This is a genomic window from Pseudoduganella umbonata (assembly GCF_014192225.1).
GTDB lineage: Bacteria > Pseudomonadota > Gammaproteobacteria > Burkholderiales > Burkholderiaceae_D > Rugamonas > Rugamonas umbonata.
Window position 1 is genome coordinate 539,071 of record NZ_JACHXS010000002.1, and the last position, 17,300, is coordinate 556,370.

Sequence of the window (17,300 nt, forward strand, 5' to 3'; positions counted from 1 at the left end):
AGCCGTTACCCTTGGCGTGATGGGGGAGCGCTCTCGGCGCCCTTGCGCCCGTACAGGGCAACCCAGCCCTCGTGCTCGGCCCACACGGACAGCTGGATGAACGGCGCGTACGCGGCCGCCACTTCTTCCGCCTGGCGTGCCAGCACGCCGGACAGCACCAGCGCGCCGCCATCGGCCACGCGGCCGGACAGCATCGGCGCCATCAGTTTCAGCGGCGACGACAGGATGTTGGCCACGACGATGTCGAACTGCGCGCTGGCATATGCCGATTGCGCGAAGTCTTCCGGCACGAAGTATTCGATGTCCGCCACCTGGTTGCGCGCGGCGTTGTCGCGCGCCGACTCGATCGCCTGCGGGTCGATGTCGACGCCGGCGACCGGGGCGGCGCCCAGCTTGCGTGCCACCATCGCCAGGATGCCGGAACCGCAGCCGTAGTCCAGCACCGTCTTGCCGGGTGCCGGATGGGCTTCCAGCCATTCCATGCACAGGCGCGTGGTCGGGTGGCTGCCGGTGCCGAACGCCAGGCCCGGGTCCAGCTCCAGGATCAGCGCGGACGGATCCGGCGCCTCGTGCCAGCTCGGCACGACCCAGATGTTCTTGCCGATATGGATCGGCTCGAACTGCGATTGCGTCAGGCGCACCCAGTCTTCATCGGCCACGCTGCGCGTGGTGTAGGCGGGCAGCGCCTTCAGGCCGACGGCCCGGGCCGCGGCCGCCACGATGAACGAGTGATCGGCATCGACGTCGGCCAGGGCCACCACGCGGCTGTGTTCCCACGCCGCTTCCTTCGGCTCCATGCCCGGCTCGCCGAACAGCGGCTGTTCCGCTTCGGTGCCTTCGTCCGCATCCTCGACGGAGACGGACAGCGCGCCCGCTTCCATCAGCGCGTCGGACAGCGCCTCGGCATGCTCGCGGGCGACTTCGATGACGATTTCGTTCCAGCTCATGCACCCGCCTTCGGCATTTCCGCCAGTCTCTGTTCCAGGTAATGGATGTTGGTGCCGCCTTCGATGAAGCGGGCATCGACCATCAGCTCGCGGTGCAGCGGGATGTTGGTGAGGATGCCCTCGACCACCATTTCCGACAGCGCGATCTGCATGCGGCGGATCGCCTGCTCGCGCGTCGCGCCGTAGGTGATCACCTTGCCGATCATCGAATCGTAGTGCGGCGGTACATAGTAACCCGCATACGAATGGGAGTCGACGCGCACGCCAGGACCGCCCGGCGCGTGCCACGACGTGATGCGGCCGGGCGACGGCGTGAACTTGAACGGGTCTTCGGCGTTGATGCGGCACTCGATCGCGTGACCGGACAGCATCACGTCGCGCTGGCGGAAGCGCAGGCGCTCGCCGCAGGCGATGCGGATCTGTTCCTGCACGATGTCGATGCCGGTGATCATTTCCGTCACCGGGTGTTCCACCTGCACGCGGGTGTTCATCTCGATGAAATAGAACTCGCCGTTTTCATACAGGAACTCGAACGTTCCGGCACCGCGGTAGCCGATCTTGCGGCATGCTTCGGCGCAGCGGTCGCCGATCTTCTCGATCAGCTTGCGTGGAATGCCGGGCGCCGGCGCTTCCTCGATCACTTTCTGGTGACGGCGCTGCATCGAGCAGTCGCGCTCGCCCAGCCAGACGGCGTTCTTGTGTTCGTCGGCGAGAATCTGGATTTCCACGTGGCGCGGATTCTCCAGGTATTTCTCCATATAGACTTCCGGATTGCCGAAGGCGGCACCGGCCTCGCTCTTCGTCATCGTCACCGCATTGAGCAGTGCTGCTTCGGTATGCACCACGCGCATGCCGCGGCCGCCACCGCCGCCGGCCGCCTTGATGATGACCGGGTAGCCGATCTTGCGGGCAATCTGCACGATCGCCTTCGGATCGTCCGGCAATGCGCCGTCGGAACCGGGCACGCAGGGCACGCCGGCCTTGATCATGGCCTGCTTGGCCGACACCTTGTCGCCCATCAGGCGGATCGAATCGGAACGGGGGCCGATGAACACGAAGCCCGATTTTTCGACACGTTCGGCGAAGTCGGCGTTCTCGGACAGGAAGCCGTAGCCGGGATGGATCGCCTCGGCATCGGTCACTTCGGCCGCGCTGATAATCGCCGGCATGTTCAGGTACGACAGGCTCGACGAGGCCGGGCCGATGCAGACGGATTCATCGGCCAGTTTGACGTATTTGGCGTCCTTGTCGGCTTCGGAGTGCACGACGACCGTCTTGATGCCCATCTCGCGGCAGGCACGCTGGATACGCAGCGCGATTTCACCACGATTGGCAATGAGGATTTTTTCAAACATGGCTTGTTCTATGTTTGCGAACACCCGGGCTTGCCGGGTGTCCTGGGAGAGGGAGCTAACTGGCGGCGGACCGCCCGGTCATGCTTTGGCCACGCTTCGGGCCGTTCTTGCAATCAGCCTGCATTCGGCCTTGGCCTGCATTCAGCCTTGAATGATCAGCCCTGGCGTCAGCCGGCGATGATCGATCAGCCGATGACGAACAGCGGCTGGCCGAATTCGACCGGCTGGCCGTTTTCGACGAGAACCTGGGTGATCGTGCCGGATTTGTCGGCATCGATCTCGTTCAGCAGCTTCATGGCTTCGATGATGCACAGCGTATCGCCTTCCTTCACGGTCGCGCCGACTTCGACGAACGGCGCGTTGCCCGGTGCGTTCGAGCGGTAGAAGGTGCCGACCATCGGCGACTTGACGATGTGGCCGGTCGGCTCGGCGGCGGCGGCCGGCACGGCCGGTGCGGCGGCAGCGGCCGGTGCGGGCGCGGCGGGCATGTACTGGGCCGGGGCGCCGCCCTGCGGCATCATCACGACCTGGTTCTGCGGCATGGCGGACGACTTGACGATGCGTACCTTGCTCTCGCCTTCGGTCACTTCGAGTTCTGCAATATCCGATTCGGCAACCAAGTCAATCAAAGTCTTGAGCTTGCGTAGATCCATCTGAGACTCCCGTCTAATCTTGTTTTGTGAAATTGGGCGCGGCTGCCATGTTAATCGAGGACGATACGATCGAGACCGAATACATAAGCGACTACGCTGTAAATAGCGCGCAGATCGCGTAGATTAACTGCTTTTTAATGCAAAGTCGATGGCAAAGCGGTATCCGTCGGTGCCGAGTCCGCAAATCGTTCCCCTGGCAATCGCGCTGAGATATGAGTGGTGGCGAAAGCTTTCGCGCTGATAAATATTCGAAATATGGACTTCGACGAACGGGATCGCCACGCCGGCCAGCGCATCGCGCAGCGCCACGCTCGTGTGGGTATAACCACCGGGGTTGATGACGATGAAGTCCACCCCTTCGTCACGCGCTGCATGGACGCGGTCGATCAGCGCGCCTTCATGGTTGCTCTGGAAAGCGTGCAACTGCGCGCCCGCCGCCGCGGCCTGGTCCCGTGCCGCCTGCTCCACCTGTGCCAGTGTCGTCGCCCCGTAGATTCCAGGCTCGCGGGTACCCAACAGGTTCAGATTGGGGCCGTTCATCAGCAGCAGGTGTTTTGCCATGTTGTGACCTTAGTCCAGCGAAAGTTCCGCATTTTGCCGTCTGACGCGACTATTTGGCAAGAAAAAAGAACTTGCCAAACAGTAAACTGAGTCGTTACCGGCGCGATGGTGCATCGGGTCCCGGCGGGAGGCGCCGGCACTTACAGCGCGGCCAGATCCTGGCGCAGCTGGTCGAACTTCAACAGGCCCAGGTAAGTCTTCTTCACCTGCCCATCCGCGCCGATCAGCACTGTAAACGGCAAGCCGCCCTGGGCGTTGCCGAACTGGCGCGACAGTTCCGTGCCCGCCACGCCATCCACGTACAGCGGATAGGCGATCTGGAATTTCTTCGTGAATTCGGCGATGTTGGTGGGCGAGTCGATGCCGATGCCGATCACCTGCAGGTCCTTGTACTTGCCGCTCGCCTGCAGCGCCGACAGTTCCGGCATCTCCTTCACGCAAGGGGCGCACCAGGTGGCCCAGAAATTGACGAGCAGCGGCCTGCCTTTCCATTGCGCCAGCGGCTGCTGCGTGCCCTGGGCATCGGGCATGGTGCGGGCCAGCAGGGCGTCGACGACGGCGCTGCCGGCCGCGGCCTGTTCCGGGCGGATGGTGGTGGTGACGGGCGGTGCCGGTTCTTTCTTGTTGACGCCGACCCAGGCGCCGATGGCGCCAAACAGGACGGCAATGCCGGCGCAGGCCAGCAGGTGGGAAGTCTTCATTCGTTTCCGTGTTCAGGATGTTCGGTGGCGATCAGCAGGCGCAGCTCGTCGATGTCGACCCGCGCCGGGCGATCGCCGGCTTTTTGCTCGTTTTTCTTCTTCCTTGCGCCGCGCAGATCGTGCTGTTCGTAGAGTTCCGCATGCACGCCTTCGCCGTGCCACAGGAAGCTCACGGTCTCGACCGGATCGTGGCGCGGTCCCTTGAAATGCTCGCTTTCCGAGATCTCTATATTGACGTTCTTATTCAGCAGGAAGATCTGCACTTCCTTGGCGCTGTCGGCGAACAGCTGCAGGCGGATGTCGTCATGTTCGCCGGCGCTGCCGTTCAGTACCGGGCCGGTCAGGAAGGGCTGGTACTCGGCCAGCCGTTCCATCACTTCCAGCGCGATGGTGCGCAGCTTCAGCAGCCGCGCCGGCTGGGTGGCCGCGTTGAACAGCGCGTGATACTGGCGCACCTCTTCCTCGATCTGCGCGTCGTCGGGCAGCGCGTCGCGCAGCGAATTGGCCTGCGCGTCGCCGAGGATGCGGCGCGCCGCCTTGCGTTTCGCGGTGCCGTAGTCGGCGCCATCCTGGGCCACCATCCTGGCCGCGGCGGCGGCGATTTCGGCGCGCAGGAGCGCTACCTGGTCGTTGACATCATGGGTCGGCATCATGGCCGGAATGATACTCTGAACCGGCCAAAGCCAGCGCGTCGGGTAAAATCGCGTCCTCGACCACGGAGCACTACGGAGCACGATCCACCATGCATATTCACATCCTCGGCATTTGCGGCACCTTCATGGGCGGCCTCGCGGTGCTGGCCAAGGAAGCCGGCCACAAGGTGACCGGCTGCGACGCCAATGTCTACCCGCCGATGAGCACCCAGCTGGAAGCCCAGGGTATCGAACTGATCCAGGGCTTCGACGCGGACCAGGTGAAGCTGAACCCCGACCTGTACGTGATCGGCAACGTGGTATCGCGGGGCAACCCGCTGGTCGAGGAAATCCTCAACCGCAGCCTGCCGTACGTGTCCGGTCCGCAGTGGATCGGCGAGCATATCCTGCGTAATAAATGGGTGCTGGCGGTGGCCGGCACGCATGGCAAGACGACGACGTCGTCGATGCTGGCCTGGATCCTGGAGGATGCGGGCTATGCGCCGGGCTTCCTGATCGGCGGCGTGCCGATGAACTTCGGCATTTCGGCGCGCCTGCACGGCCCGGCCGCCGCGCCCGGCGCCGAGTCCGAGTTCTTCGTGATCGAGGCCGACGAATACGACACGGCCTTCTTCGACAAGCGCAGCAAGTTCGTGCACTACCACGCCAAGACGGCGATCCTGAACAACCTGGAATACGATCACGCCGACATCTTCCCCGATATCGGCGCCATCGAAACCCAGTTCCACCACCTGGTGCGCACGGTGCCGGGCATCGGCCGCGTCATCGTCAACGGCGACGAGGAATCCCTGCAGCGCGTGATCCGCCGCGGCTGCTGGAGCGAGAAGGAAACCTTCGGCGGCGACGATAGCGCCAACTGGACGCTGAAGGAACATCCGGACGGCAGCTTCGACGTGCTGTTCAATGGCAAGTTCGAGGCGCTGATCAACTGGAAGCTGACGGGCCGGCACAACCGCTACAACGCGCTGGCCGCGATCGCCGCCGCGCGCAACGTCGGCGTGCCGATCGCCCAGGCGGCCAAGGCGCTGGAGGCGTTCGAGAGCGTCAAGCGCCGCATGGAAGTGCGCGGCGTGGTGAACGGGGTGACCGTCTACGACGATTTCGCCCATCACCCGACCGCGATCGCCACCACGGTGGGCGGCCTGCGCCAGAAGCTGGGGGCCGGCACGCGCATCCTCGCCGTGCTGGAGCCGCGCTCGAACACGATGAAGCTGGGCGCGATGAAGGATGCGCTGCCGGCCAGCCTGAAGGACGCCGATTTCGTGTTCGGCTTCGGCAGCGAAAAGGCGCTGGGCTGGAGCCTGGCCACGACGCTGGCGCCGATGGGCTCGAAGGGCGGCGCGTACGAGGACATCGACCTGATGGTGAAAGCCATCGTCGGCCAGGCGCGGCCGGGCGACCACGTCGTCGTCATGAGCAATGGCGGTTTCGGCGGCGTGCACGGCAAGCTGCTCGAGGCATTGCAGGCGCTGAAGGCGCTGAAGGCCTGAGCATGATCCCTGCGGTAAAGATTCTTTATCTGCACGGCTTTCGCTCGTCGCCGCTGTCGATGAAGGGGCGGCTGCTGGGCGAGCGGATGGCGCAGCTGGGCCGTGCCACCGACTACCTGGCGCCGCAGTTGCCGGCGTCGCCGAAGCTGGCGATCGAAGGAGCGATGGCGCTGGTGGCCGGTGTGCCAGCCCATCGGCTGGCCATCGTCGGCTCGTCGCTGGGCGGCTATTACGCCACCTGGATGGCCGAGCAGCTGGGCTGCCGCGCCGCGCTGCTCAATCCCGCCGTCACGCCGCTGCAAAGCCTCGAGCGATACGTGGGCATGACGACGATGTTCCACAGTGGCGAGCCGTTCGAGTTCAAGCGCGAGTACATCGCCGAGCTGGGCGAGCTGGCGGTACCCGCGATCACGCGGCCGGAACGCTATTACCTGCTGGCCGCCACCGGCGACGAAGTGCTGGACTGGCGCGCCATGGTCGCGCATTACCCGGGCGCCCGGCAGCACGTGATCGACGGTTCCGACCATGGCATTGCCGAATTCGCGGACTACGTGGATGAAGTGCTGGCTTTCTGCGGAATCGGGGCCGGATGAGGGAACGCTCGCTGCGCCGGGCCAACTGGTACCGGCATGTGCTGGCGGTGAACGCGCCGGCGGCGCTGGCGTGCTGGCTCACGTCGGGCGGTTCGCTGACGGCCCGGCTGAAAGCCCGCGCCGATGCGTTCCGGGTGCAGGTGCTGCGCCAGCGGCCCGCACGCTGCCTGGCGGACGAAGCCAGTGCGCTCGGCCTGCCCCGCATGGGTAACATTCGTGGCCGCTGCTGGGAACGGGAAGTGCTGCTGCGGTGTGATAATACGCCCGTGGTGTTCGCGCACACGGTGGTGCCGATGAGCGCGGACGCCGCCGACTGGCCGCTGTTTTCCGCGCTGGGCGAACGGTCGCTGGGCACCACGCTGTTCGGCGACCCGATGGTGGCGCGCGGCCCGCTCGAGTATGCGCGGCTGCGCGGCAGCCATCCGCTGGCGCGCCGCGCGCGCGCCGCCCTGGCGGCGCAGGGGATCGCCATCCCCGATGAACTTTTGCTGTATGCACGGCGCTGCCTGTACCGGCGGCGCCAGGGCACGCTGCTGGTGACCGAGGTGTTCCTGCCCCAGGTCGCGGCGCTGGTGCCGAAAACCTCCAACTCGAGATGAACATGAATGTCTTTTTTGAAGAATCCGGCGATTTCAAGGTCGGACAAGTGCTGTCCACCGCCGGCGAGGCTTACCAGGTCGAGATGGCCAGCGGCAAGCGCACCAAGGTAAAGGCCAAGGACGTGCTGCTGCAGTACGACAAGCCGGCCCCCGAGGAGCTGCTCGAGCAGGCCCGCGCGGTGGCCGCCGATGTCGACCTGGATTTCCTGTGGGAGGTGGCCGGCCAGGAGGAGTTCGGTTTCGCGGAACTGGGCGCCGAGTACTTCGGCCATGCGCCGCTGCCCGCCGAGGCGGCGGGGCTGATCCTGGCGCTGCATACGGCGCCGGTGTACTTCCACAAGAAGGGCCGCGGGCGCTACAAGGCCGCGCCCGAGCAGACCCTGAAGGCGGCGCTGGCCGGCATCGAGAAGAAGAAGCAGCAGGCCATCGTCCAGCAGGGCTACGTGGACGAGCTGAAGGCCGACCGCCTGCCTCCTTCGATGGCCGGCATCGTGCACCAGCTGCTGTTCAAGCCGGACAAGAACACCATCGAATTCAAGGCGCTCGAAGCGGCCTGCAATGAACTGCATACCACCCCGGCGCGCCTGATGCTGGCGGTGGGCGGCATCGGCTCGGCCAAGGACCTGCACATGGCCCGCTTCCTGTTCGAGTCGTTCCCGCGCGGGCACGGCTTCCCGGAGGTGGCGGTGCCGCCGCCGCCGGCCAACCTGCCGGTCGCCGCGGTCGAGGCGTTCTCGATCGACGATGTGACGACGACCGAGATCGACGATGCGATGTCGATCGTCCACCTGGACGGCGGCAAGGTGCGCATCGGCATCCACATCGCCGCGCCGGGCCTGGCCATCCGGCCGGACGATGCGATCGACAAGATCGCACGTGCGCGCCTGTCGACCGTCTATATGCCGGGCGACAAGATCACGATGCTGCCGGATTCGGTGGTCGAGGCCTACACGCTGGCCGAAGGCAAGACCTGCCCGGCGCTGTCGCTGTACGCCACGCTCGATACCGCCGACTGGACCGTGATCTCGACCGAGACGCGCGCCGAGATGGTGCCGATCGCAAACAACCTGCGCCACAACGATCTCGACGACGTGGTGAATGAAGAAACCCTCGCGAGTGGCGAGGGCGACTATCCGCGCAAGGCCGAGCTGACCTTGCTGTGGGCCTGGGCGCAACACCTGGAAGCGGGCCGCATGGCCAAGCGCGAGGCGTTCGGGCTGAGGCCGGAGCAGAACAACCGCGTCGACTTCAATTTCTATGTCGAAGACGACGTCGTCACGATCACGCGCCGCAAGCGCGGCGCACCGCTGGACAAGATCGTGGCCGAGATGATGATCTTCGCCAACAGCACCTGGGGCAAGCTGATGCACGACCACGGCGTGCCGGGCATCTACCGCAGCCAGGGGCGCGGCGTGGGCGGCTGGAACGCCAAGATGCAGGTGCGCATGCTGACCCATGCCGCGCCGCACGAGGGACTCGGTGTCGACCAGTACGCGTGGAGCACGTCGCCGCTGCGCCGCTACACGGACCTGGTCAACCAGTGGCAGATCCTGGCCGTCGCCGAGAAGGGCGTGATGGCGCCGCTGGTCGCACCGTTCAAGCACAAGGATGCGAACCTGTTCGCCATCGTCTCCGCGTTCGACGCCGCGTATGCCGCCTATGCCGACTTCCAGGCGAACATGGAACGCTACTGGTGCCTGCGCTGGCTCGGCCAGGAAAACAAGCACCAGGTCGACGCCGTGGTGCTGAAGGATGAAGTACTGCGCCTGACCGACATCCCGCTGGTGATCCGCCTGCCCGGCATGCCTTCCGCCGCGCGCGGCGCCGCCGTCAAGCTGGACGTGATCCGCTGGGACGAAGTCGACCTGACGATCGAGACGCGCCTGCTGGAAATACAGGAAGCCGCCCCGGCCGCCGTCGACTTCGAAGAAGAAGAGGAAGAAGGAGACGCGGACAAGACGCTGGCCGGCGAAACCGTGCCGGAACTGGTCGCCGATCCCGACCAGCCCGCCGACGAGAAGGCGGAAGTGGCCGAAGCGGCCGCCGACGCCGCCGACGCCGACGAAGCCGCCACCCCGCCCGCTGCCGGCTGAAAAAACCGGTGACAGGCTCCTATTTCGAGGAAATGTTTCAAAATAACTGGAGCCTGTCACCGGTTTTCGATCCCGAACGCTGGCGGAACCTGGTGTCGGACATTTTTTCGGGGCCATGCCACGAAAAGGTGTCGGACACCGGTTTTCGCTGCCGCCGCTGGTAACGCCGGTGGATTCACCGGGTAGAATGATGCCTTTCGCCGACGCTTTTCCTTCCTCTGCGTGAAGTATTTACAAGAAAACCGGTTCCTTGCGATCGCCCTGGCCGTGTCGGTACTCGCGCATGCGGCGTTGCTGGCGGTGCGCTTCGTGGCGCCGCAGGAATTCAAGCTGACGCCCACCGACCCGACGCTGGAGGTCATCCTCGTCAATGCCAAGCACGCCAACCGGCCGCTGAAGGCCGAGGCGCTGGCGCAGGCCAACCTGGATGGCGGCGGCATGGCCGACCAGGGCCGCTCCAAATCGCCGCTGCCGGACATGCGCCGGGTGGCCGACGGCGACAGCGTCGAAGCATCGCGCCGCCGCATCGAGCAGCTCGAGGAGGTGCAGAAGAAGCTGCTGACGCAGGTGAAGACGACGCCGTACCGCGCCGCGCCCGTGACCGAGAACAGCAAGCCGGATCCGACCTCCACCGGCGCCGAGCTGATCGAGAGCAGCAAGGCGATCGCCCGCATGGCGGCCGAGATCGCGCAAACCATCGAAGACCAGAACAAGCGTCCGCGCCGCACCTACATCACGCCCAGCACGCAGCAGGTGGGGTATGCGATGTACTACAAGACCTTCCAGCGCAAGGTGGAAGAGGTGGGCACGCTGAATTTCCCGCAACAGAACGGCCGCAAGCTGTATGGCGAGCTGGTGCTGTCGATCCCGATCTTCCAGGATGGCACGCTGTACATGAAGGAAGGCGGCGTGACGGTGCAGACCAGCTCCGGCAATCCCGCGCTGGACCAGGCGGCGATCGCGATCGTGCGCCGCGCGGGGCCGTTCGGCAAGTTCCCGCCGAACATGCTGTCGAACGACCGCGACGACCTGTGGGTCATCATCACCCGCTTCAAGTTCACCCGCGAACAGAAGCTCGAAGCCCAGCTCGGCGGAGCACGATAACAATATAGAGAGATACTGAAAAATGGAGATTCACGGCGTGGACAAGTACTGCGTGTTCGGCAACCCGATCGCCCACAGCAAATCGCCCGACATCCACGCCGCGTTCGCCGCGGCCACGGAGCAGCGGCTGACGTATGAAAAACGCCTGGCGCCGCTGGACGGCTTCGCCCAGGCGGTCCACGCCTTCATCGCCGAGGGCGGCAAGGGCGCCAACGTGACGGTGCCGTTCAAGCTCGAAGCCTACCGGCTGGCCGGCGCGCTGACCGTGCGCGCGCAGGCCGCCGGCGCCGTGAACACGCTGCTGTTCGATGAATACGGCATCACCGGCGACAATACCGACGGTGCCGGCCTGGTGGCCGACATCACCGTCAATGCCGGCGTGCCGATCGCCGGCAAGCGCGTGCTGCTGCTGGGCGCCGGCGGTGCCGCGCGGGGCGCCGTGCTGCCGATCCTCGAGCATCGTCCCGCCGCGCTGGCGATCGCCAACCGCACCGTGGCCACCGCCGAAGCGCTGGTGCAGCAGTTCGCGCCGCTGGGGGGCGAGGGCGTCGTTTCCGCCAGCGGATTCGACGGCGTCGACGGCAGCTTCGACATCGTCATCAATGCCACGTCGGCCAGCCTGCAGGCCGACCTGCCGCCCGTATCGCCATCGGTATTTCACCAGGGCACGCTGGCATTGGATATGATGTATGGGAAAGAACCGACCGTCTTCATGCGGTTCGCCGCCAGCCATGGCGCCAGCGTGCGTGATGGCCTGGGCATGCTGGTGGAGCAGGCCGCCGAAGCGTTCCACGGCTGGCGCGGCGTGCGCCCGCGCACGGCGGAGGTGCTGGCGAACCTGCGTTGACGGACGTGTCTGCCGATTGCATCTGCTGAACCCATCCTGCGTATAGATAAAGAATGAAAAAAGCGCGCAAGCCCCTGGGCCGCTGGTCCTTCGTCAAATGGCTGTTCATCGTCCCCATCGCATTGTTCATCGCGGTGCAGCTGTATTTCCTCGCGCAGATCTGGTGGTGGCGCGACCATGAGCCGGGCATGACGGCATTCATGCGCCAGCAGTTGTCGGTCATGCAGGAAAAGAACCCGGATGCAAAGATCGTCCAGAAATGGGTGCCATACGAGCGCATCTCGAACAACCTGAAGCGGGCCGTCATCGCGTCCGAGGATGCCAATTTTTCCGATCACGACGGGGTCGACTGGGAAGCGCTGGAAAAAGCCTACGAGCGCAATGAGAAGCGCAAGAAGGTCACGCACGGCGGTTCCACGATCACGCAGCAGCTGGCGAAGAACCTGTTCCTGTCCGGCTCGCGCAGCTACCTGCGCAAGGGCCAGGAACTGATCATCGCGTACATGCTGGAAACGCTGATGGACAAGCGCCGGATTTTCGAGATCTACCTGAACGTCGTCGAATTCGGCCGCGGCATCTATGGCGCCGAGGCGGCGGCGCGGCATTACTACAAGGTGCCGGCCGCGAAACTGGGCGCGGCGCAGGCGGCGCGCCTGGCCGTGATGCTGCCCAATCCCCGTTATTACGATGCCCACCGCGATACGCGCTACCTGAACCGGCGCACCCAGATCATCCTGCGGCGCATGAATTCGGCCGAGCTGCCGTAGCCAAAGCGACAAACAGGCGCATTTAAATAGATTCCGCTGGTAAAAGTGGCTCTCCGGTCTGGTCCCGGCCGGGGCTTTGCCTGTACACTTGCGCTGTTTTATTTTTTGCGTCCTGCAAGTGTCCAGAATCCCAGCCGGCTGAGAGTGCCTATGATTAATGTCTTCGTTCTACAAAATGGCCGGCTGAACCAGGTTCCCATCGAAACGCGCGAAGACCTTGAACAAGTGGCACCGGTATGGGTCGACCTGACCGACCCGGACGACGACGAGCGCGCCTGGGTCAAGGCCATCTACGGCGTGACCCTGCCGGGCGAGGACGAAGTCAAGGACATCGAAGCATCGGCCCGCTACTACGAAGCGGAAAACGGCGACCTGCACCTGCGGACCGACTTCCTGCTCGAAGAAGACGACGGCCCGTCGCGCATCGTCACCGTCGCCTTCATCCTGGCGCGCAAGATGCTGTTCTCCGTCCACACGGACGACCTGCCGGTGTTCCGCCTGGTGCGCATGCGCGCCCGCTCGCGGCCCGGTTCCATCGTCGATTACATGGACGTGCTGCTGGACCTGTACGCCACCGATGCCGAGTACTCGGCCGATGCGCTGGAAGGCATCTACAAGAACCTGGAAGAAGTGTCGTTCCGCGTGCTGCAGGAAGAATTCACCGACAAGGACGCAGCCGACGCGCTGTCGGCCATCGCCCACGAGGAAGACTTGAACGGCCGTATCCGCCGCAACATGATGGATACGCGGCGCGCCGTCAGCTTCCTGATGCGCGGGCGCCTGCTCAATTCCGAGCAGTTCGAGGAAGCCCGGCAGATCCTGCGCGACATCGAATCGCTGGACGGCCACACGTCCTTCCTGTTCGACAAGATCAACTTCCTGATGGATGCCACCGTCGGCTTCATCAACATCAACCAGAACAAGATCATCAAGATCTTCTCGGTGGCCAGCGTGGCCTTCCTGCCGCCGACCTTGATCGCCAGCGTGTACGGCATGAACTTCGACTTCATGCCGGAACTGAAATGGACGCTGGGTTATCCATGGGCATGGGGCCTGATGATCACCAGCGCCATCGCGCCGTTCCTGTATTTCCGGCACCGGGGCTGGCTGAAGTAGGCATTTCCGCCCTGTATTCATGCACGATGGGGGCGAGCCTCCAGCGGCATGCCTGCCGATTCCCGGTTCTTCCTGTTCTGCAGGTTCAGGAAGATATTGGCCGTCATGGCCAGGATCGAGACGGCGGCGGAAATCTCCGAGATGACCAGCACCGGCAGGATCTGGGCGTCTCCGGTCAGCAGCACGTAGGCGAGCGAACCCATCATGAGCGGCAATGCCAGGTTGAGCAGCCAGAAATGGATGCGCGCCAGCGTCGTGCTGCCCGTTTGCGGGAAGACCGTGTAGATGAGTCCGGAAATGGCCAGCGTCGTCCAGCCCAGCAGGTTGACGTGCGCATGCACGGGCCGCAACGTGAAATTCTGGCTGGCGCCCATGCCGATGCCGATGGCCACGCCGACCACCAAGTAAAGGACGGCCAGCTTGATCCAGACGATGCCGGACTGTGCTTGTTGCGGTTGGACAGAATCGCTGTGCATGATGACTTCTCCGTGTGATCGAGTGAAGCAGCGGATTCTAAAGACCGGATGTCATCGAAATGTCGGAAGATTGTCGGCATAAGAAGTTCTTACGGTTGCCCGGTGAATGCACCGGGAGGGCAACCGGAGCAACAAAAAAGGACGGTTGCCCGTCCTTTTTCAGTGCGAACCGCGGCGCGCGCTTATTTCAGCCGCGCAAACACCCGCCGGGCCGCTTCGATGGTTTCATCGATGACCGCATCGTCGTGAGCGGCGGAAACAAAGCCCGCTTCGAACGCGGCGGGCGCGAAATACACGCCTTCATCGAGCATGGCGTGGAAGAACTCGTTGAACCTGGCCCGGTCGCCCGCCATCATTTCCGCGTAGTTGCGCGGCGCCTCGGCGCTGAAGTACAGGCCGAACATGCCGCCCTGGTAATCGGCGCAGAACGTCACGCCTTCCTGGAACGCGGCATCGGTCAGGCCTTCGGCCAGGCGTTTCGCGGTGGCTGTCAGGCGTTCGTAGAAGCCCGGTTCCTGGATCAGTTTCAACGTCGTCATGCCGGCGGCAACGGCGATCGGGTTGCCGGACAGCGTGCCGGCCTGGTAGACGGCCCCGACCGGCGACATATTGCTCATCAACTCGGCGCTGCCGCCGAAGGCCGCCACCGGCAGGCCGCCGCCGATGACCTTGCCCAGCGCGGTCAGGTCCGGCTTGATGCCGTACAGGCCCTGGGCGCCGGCCAGGCCGACGCGGAAGCCGCACATCACCTCGTCGAAGATCAGCAGCGCGCCGTGCCGCGTGCACAGCTCGCGCAGCGCCTGCAGGAACTCAGGCGACGCCTTGATCAGGTTCATGTTGCCGGCCACCGGTTCGACGATCACGCAGGCGATCTCGTCGCCGTATTCGGCGAACGCTTCCTCGATGCCCGGCACGTCGTTATAGTCCAGCACCAGCGTGTGCTTGACGAAGTCTTCCGGCACGCCGGCGGAGGTGGGATTGCCGAACGTGAGCAGGCCGCTGCCCGCCTTGACCAGCAGCGAATCGGCATGGCCGTGGTAGCAGCCTTCGAACTTGACGATCTTGTCGCGGCCGGTGGCGCCGCGCGCCAGGCGCAGCGCGCTCATCGTGGCCTCGGTGCCGGACGATACCAGGCGCACCTGCTCGATCGACGGCACCAGGCGGGCGATTTCCTCGGCCATTTCCACTTCGCCCTGCGTCGGCGCGCCGAACGACAGGCCGCGGGTGGCCGCTTCCTGCACGGCCTTCACCACCTGCGGGTGCGCATGGCCGACGATGGCCGGGCCCCAGGAGCCGATGTAGTCGATGTAGCGCTTGCCGTCGGCATCCCAGAAGTACGGGCCTTCGGCACGGGTGATGAAGCGCGGGGTGCCGCCCACGGAGCGGAAGGCGCGCACCGGCGAGTTGACGCCGCCGGGCGTGGTCTTCTGCGCGCGTTCGAACAGCACATCGTTTTGGGAAATCGTCATTGCTTGTCCTTTGTGTCGGTTGCCGCTATCGCGTGGAAGCGGTTCGGCACCAGCCGGCCCATGCCGTAGCGCTGGGCGTTGCGCAGGGCGCCGAAAGTGTATTGCTGGGCGAGGTCGACGGCTTGCGGCAGCGGCAGGCCGCGTGCCATGTAGGCCGCGATCGCGCCGGACAGCACGCAGCCGGCGCCGACGAACGGACCGGGAAGGTGCTGCCACCGGTCGTGGCGGATCACGCCGCCGTCGCCGTACAGCGTATTGGCGCGCAGGCCCGATTCCGAGCGCGACGTGCCGGCCGGGGTGCCCGTCACCAGCACGTATTCGCAGCCCAGGTCGATCAGGTGCTGGGCATCGTCGCCCATCGTCTCGCCGTTCGACAGGTCGCGCCACGTTTCGGCCATGCGCCCCAGTTCGACCTGCGACAGCATCAGCAGCGTGGCCTGCGGCACCAGCAGCTGGCGCAGCACCGTGAGCAGTTCTTCCGGGTCCGTCTGTTCGGACAGCGGCGGCAATTGCGAGCCGAACGGGTCGAGGATCAGCGGCGCGTCCGGATAATCGGAGACCACTTCGGCGATCGATGAAATGTGTTCCATCTGGTCGACCGCGCCGATCTTGAACGCGGCCACCTGTACATCTTCCAGCACCACCCGGGCCTGGTCGGATACCCAGTCCGGTTCCACGTGCTGCTGGTCTTCCACGCGGGCGCTGTCGCCAATGAGCAAGGCGGTCGTGACCGACAGGCCCTGGCATCCGAGCGCGGCGAAAACGCCGATGTCGGAATGCACGCCCACTGCGCCGATCGGATCGGCCACGCCGAATGTCAGGATGAGGGGTGATGTTTGGTTTTGCACGGCCAGTAGATTAAGATACCCGATTCGGCATTTTACTTGATTGAGGGTGGTACAACGTGAGCGGCAATAATGTAGAAAATAACGTCCGGCAAAACAGCACGGCGGAATTCAAAAGCTGGATGTGCCTGATTTGCGGCTGGATCTATGATGAAGAAGCGGGCCTGCCCGAAGAGGGTATTGCGCCGGGTACGCGCTGGGAAGACGTGCCGATGAACTGGACGTGTCCGGAATGCGGTGCACGCAAGGACGACTTCGAAATGGTGATGCTCTAAAAAGCCGAGTGAGGGGACCCGATAATCCTATCGCGCAGCGCTTGTGGTGGGACCTCGATAAACCTATTGCGCAACGCCAGCCGCTGGTCTCCGGTACTCGCCGTACCTGAGTACGGCTCCGTTCCTCAACCAGGTCTGACGTCGCTCATTACGGTTTCTCGAGGCCCCGAGGCGCCTGCTGGAAAAGCGGTTCGCTACCGATATCGATGCGCAGTTACAAGTCCGAGGTCGCTCATTACGGTTTCTCGAGGCCCCGAGGCGCACGTAAGGGACCTCAATTTCCGTAGGGATTTACTGTCCGCCCCTTGGTTTTTCCCTGTGCTATCGTTAGGGAAACAGGTGGATACATTTTATGACGACGACGCCGCAAGCGAACGGTTTGACCATCATGGTGATCGATGACAGCAGCACGATCCGCCGGTCGGCCGAGATATTCCTGAGCGGGGCCGGTTATGACGTGGTGCTTGCCGAGGACGGGTTCGATGCGCTGGCCAAGATCGTCGACCACCAGCCGGCCCTGATTTTCTGTGACATCCTGATGCCCCGGCTGGACGGTTACCAGACCTGCGCGCTGATCAAGAAAAGCGCGAAATTCCATGCCACGCCCGTGCTGATGCTGTCGTCCAGGGACGGCCTGTTCGACCGCGCGCGCGGCGCGATGGTCGGCTCGGCCGCCTACCTTACCAAACCCTTCAGCAAGGACAGCCTGCTGGCCGCGGTGCGCGAGCATGCCGGCGCCGGGCGTCCATAACGAGA

The 17,300-nt window shown here is 64.5% G+C and carries 19 protein-coding genes; 10 read left to right on the plus strand and 9 right to left on the minus strand.

Features of this window, described 5'->3' with window-relative positions:
* Window positions 1–5 precede the first annotated feature (5 nt).
* The 6 genes from prmA to FHS02_RS07425 form a co-directional block, all read right to left on the minus strand.
* Window positions 6–947 carry a 50S ribosomal protein L11 methyltransferase gene (gene prmA / locus FHS02_RS07400; protein WP_137314663.1) on the minus strand — a complete coding sequence of 314 codons (942 nt, stop codon included), beginning with the start codon at window positions 945–947 and terminating at the stop codon, window positions 6–8.
* Window positions 944–2,302, minus strand: a complete 1,359-nt coding sequence (gene accC / locus FHS02_RS07405) for an acetyl-CoA carboxylase biotin carboxylase subunit (RefSeq protein ID WP_137314662.1) — start codon at window positions 2,300–2,302, stop codon at window positions 944–946. The genes prmA and accC overlap by 4 nt, the downstream gene beginning before the upstream one ends.
* Before the next feature lie 185 nt (window positions 2,303–2,487).
* Window positions 2,488–2,955, minus strand: a complete 468-nt coding sequence (accB, locus tag FHS02_RS07410) for an acetyl-CoA carboxylase biotin carboxyl carrier protein (RefSeq protein ID WP_137314661.1) — start codon at window positions 2,953–2,955, stop codon at window positions 2,488–2,490.
* Between the two features lie 123 nt (window positions 2,956–3,078).
* Complete coding sequence (gene aroQ, locus FHS02_RS07415; RefSeq protein WP_137314660.1) at window positions 3,079–3,516, minus strand: type II 3-dehydroquinate dehydratase; 438 nt, start codon at window positions 3,514–3,516, stop codon at window positions 3,079–3,081.
* 140 nt (window positions 3,517–3,656) lie between these two features.
* On the minus strand, window positions 3,657–4,217 hold the full coding sequence (locus FHS02_RS07420; protein ID WP_137314659.1) for a TlpA family protein disulfide reductase: 561 nt from the start codon (window positions 4,215–4,217) through the stop codon (window positions 3,657–3,659).
* Window positions 4,214–4,870 (minus strand): hypothetical protein, encoded by a 657-nt coding sequence (locus FHS02_RS07425; RefSeq protein ID WP_137314658.1) that lies wholly within the window; start codon window positions 4,868–4,870, stop codon window positions 4,214–4,216. Before FHS02_RS07425 ends, FHS02_RS07420 begins: the two co-directional genes overlap by 4 nt.
* A gap of 89 nt (window positions 4,871–4,959) precedes the next feature.
* Between FHS02_RS07425 and mpl the strand changes: the two genes are divergently transcribed.
* From mpl to corA, 8 genes are all read left to right on the plus strand, one after another.
* Entirely contained in the window at window positions 4,960–6,360 is a 1,401-nt protein-coding gene (gene mpl / locus FHS02_RS07430) for a UDP-N-acetylmuramate:L-alanyl-gamma-D-glutamyl-meso-diaminopimelate ligase (protein ID WP_137314657.1), read from the plus strand.
* Window positions 6,361–6,362: 2 nt separating this feature from the next.
* Window positions 6,363–6,953, plus strand: a complete 591-nt coding sequence (locus tag FHS02_RS07435) for a YqiA/YcfP family alpha/beta fold hydrolase (RefSeq protein ID WP_137314656.1) — start codon at window positions 6,363–6,365, stop codon at window positions 6,951–6,953.
* Window positions 6,950–7,552 carry a chorismate--pyruvate lyase family protein gene (locus FHS02_RS07440; protein ID WP_137314655.1) on the plus strand — a complete coding sequence of 201 codons (603 nt, stop codon included), beginning with the start codon at window positions 6,950–6,952 and terminating at the stop codon, window positions 7,550–7,552. The genes FHS02_RS07435 and FHS02_RS07440 overlap by 4 nt, the downstream gene beginning before the upstream one ends.
* Before the next feature lie 2 nt (window positions 7,553–7,554).
* Window positions 7,555–9,645 carry a ribonuclease catalytic domain-containing protein gene (locus FHS02_RS07445; RefSeq protein WP_137314654.1) on the plus strand — a complete coding sequence of 697 codons (2,091 nt, stop codon included), beginning with the start codon at window positions 7,555–7,557 and terminating at the stop codon, window positions 9,643–9,645.
* Window positions 9,646–9,867: 222 nt separating this feature from the next.
* The gene (locus FHS02_RS07450; protein WP_137314653.1) at window positions 9,868–10,749 is read left to right on the plus strand and encodes an energy transducer TonB; all 882 of its coding nucleotides are present in this window, start codon (window positions 9,868–9,870) and stop codon (window positions 10,747–10,749) included.
* A 22-nt stretch (window positions 10,750–10,771) separates the two neighbouring features.
* Window positions 10,772–11,596, plus strand: coding sequence for a shikimate dehydrogenase (aroE, locus tag FHS02_RS07455; RefSeq protein WP_137314652.1), 825 nt, complete (start codon window positions 10,772–10,774; stop codon window positions 11,594–11,596).
* Window positions 11,597–11,649: 53 nt separating this feature from the next.
* A complete protein-coding gene (gene mtgA, locus FHS02_RS07460; protein ID WP_137314651.1) occupies window positions 11,650–12,363 on the plus strand; it encodes a monofunctional biosynthetic peptidoglycan transglycosylase in 714 nt (237 codons plus the stop codon).
* 150 nt (window positions 12,364–12,513) lie between these two features.
* Window positions 12,514–13,479, plus strand: a complete 966-nt coding sequence (gene corA / locus FHS02_RS07465; protein ID WP_131143941.1) for a magnesium/cobalt transporter CorA — start codon at window positions 12,514–12,516, stop codon at window positions 13,477–13,479.
* Between the two features lie 17 nt (window positions 13,480–13,496).
* Here corA and FHS02_RS07470 read toward each other — a convergent pair whose 3' ends face one another.
* The 3 genes from FHS02_RS07470 to thiD all read right to left on the minus strand — a co-directional run bounded on the left by FHS02_RS07470 (window position 13,497) and on the right by thiD (window position 16,272).
* Window positions 13,497–13,955, minus strand: a complete 459-nt coding sequence (locus tag FHS02_RS07470) for a cbb3-type cytochrome c oxidase subunit I (RefSeq protein ID WP_137314650.1) — start codon at window positions 13,953–13,955, stop codon at window positions 13,497–13,499.
* Between the two features lie 182 nt (window positions 13,956–14,137).
* A complete protein-coding gene (hemL, locus tag FHS02_RS07475) occupies window positions 14,138–15,424 on the minus strand; it encodes a glutamate-1-semialdehyde 2,1-aminomutase (protein ID WP_137314649.1) in 1,287 nt (428 codons plus the stop codon).
* Window positions 15,421–16,272 carry a bifunctional hydroxymethylpyrimidine kinase/phosphomethylpyrimidine kinase gene (thiD, locus tag FHS02_RS07480; RefSeq protein ID WP_137314648.1) on the minus strand — a complete coding sequence of 284 codons (852 nt, stop codon included), beginning with the start codon at window positions 16,270–16,272 and terminating at the stop codon, window positions 15,421–15,423. Before thiD ends, hemL begins: the two co-directional genes overlap by 4 nt.
* Window positions 16,273–16,391: 119 nt before the next feature.
* Here thiD and FHS02_RS07485 point away from each other — a divergent pair, with 119 nt between their 5' ends.
* Both FHS02_RS07485 and FHS02_RS07490 read left to right on the plus strand, forming a co-directional pair.
* Entirely contained in the window at window positions 16,392–16,544 is a 153-nt protein-coding gene (locus FHS02_RS07485) for a rubredoxin (protein ID WP_131148850.1), read from the plus strand.
* Window positions 16,545–16,896: 352 nt separating this feature from the next.
* Entirely contained in the window at window positions 16,897–17,295 is a 399-nt protein-coding gene (locus FHS02_RS07490) for a response regulator (protein ID WP_137314647.1), read from the plus strand.
* Window positions 17,296–17,300 lie beyond the last annotated feature (5 nt).

Coding starts and splice junctions, on each gene's coding strand:
- accC (WP_137314662.1), bottom strand. CDS start 2,302: ATGTTTGAAAAAATCCTCATTGCCAATCGTGGTGAAATCGCGCTGCGT.
- FHS02_RS07470 (WP_137314650.1), bottom strand. CDS start 13,955: ATGCACAGCGATTCTGTCCAACCGCAACAAGCACAGTCCGGCATCGTC.
- FHS02_RS07425 (WP_137314658.1), bottom strand. CDS start 4,870: ATGATGCCGACCCATGATGTCAACGACCAGGTAGCGCTCCTGCGCGCC.
- FHS02_RS07490 (WP_137314647.1), top strand. CDS start 16,897: ATGACGACGACGCCGCAAGCGAACGGTTTGACCATCATGGTGATCGAT.
- corA (WP_131143941.1), top strand. CDS start 12,514: ATGATTAATGTCTTCGTTCTACAAAATGGCCGGCTGAACCAGGTTCCC.
- mtgA (WP_137314651.1), top strand. CDS start 11,650: ATGAAAAAAGCGCGCAAGCCCCTGGGCCGCTGGTCCTTCGTCAAATGG.
- prmA (WP_137314663.1), bottom strand. CDS start 947: ATGAGCTGGAACGAAATCGTCATCGAAGTCGCCCGCGAGCATGCCGAG.
- FHS02_RS07445 (WP_137314654.1), top strand. CDS start 7,555: ATGAATGTCTTTTTTGAAGAATCCGGCGATTTCAAGGTCGGACAAGTG.
- FHS02_RS07440 (WP_137314655.1), top strand. CDS start 6,950: ATGAGGGAACGCTCGCTGCGCCGGGCCAACTGGTACCGGCATGTGCTG.
- FHS02_RS07485 (WP_131148850.1), top strand. CDS start 16,392: ATGTGCCTGATTTGCGGCTGGATCTATGATGAAGAAGCGGGCCTGCCC.
- aroQ (WP_137314660.1), bottom strand. CDS start 3,516: ATGGCAAAACACCTGCTGCTGATGAACGGCCCCAATCTGAACCTGTTG.
- FHS02_RS07420 (WP_137314659.1), bottom strand. CDS start 4,217: ATGAAGACTTCCCACCTGCTGGCCTGCGCCGGCATTGCCGTCCTGTTT.
- aroE (WP_137314652.1), top strand. CDS start 10,772: ATGGAGATTCACGGCGTGGACAAGTACTGCGTGTTCGGCAACCCGATC.
- hemL (WP_137314649.1), bottom strand. CDS start 15,424: ATGACGATTTCCCAAAACGATGTGCTGTTCGAACGCGCGCAGAAGACC.
- accB (WP_137314661.1), bottom strand. CDS start 2,955: ATGGATCTACGCAAGCTCAAGACTTTGATTGACTTGGTTGCCGAATCG.
- mpl (WP_137314657.1), top strand. CDS start 4,960: ATGCATATTCACATCCTCGGCATTTGCGGCACCTTCATGGGCGGCCTC.
- FHS02_RS07435 (WP_137314656.1), top strand. CDS start 6,363: ATGATCCCTGCGGTAAAGATTCTTTATCTGCACGGCTTTCGCTCGTCG.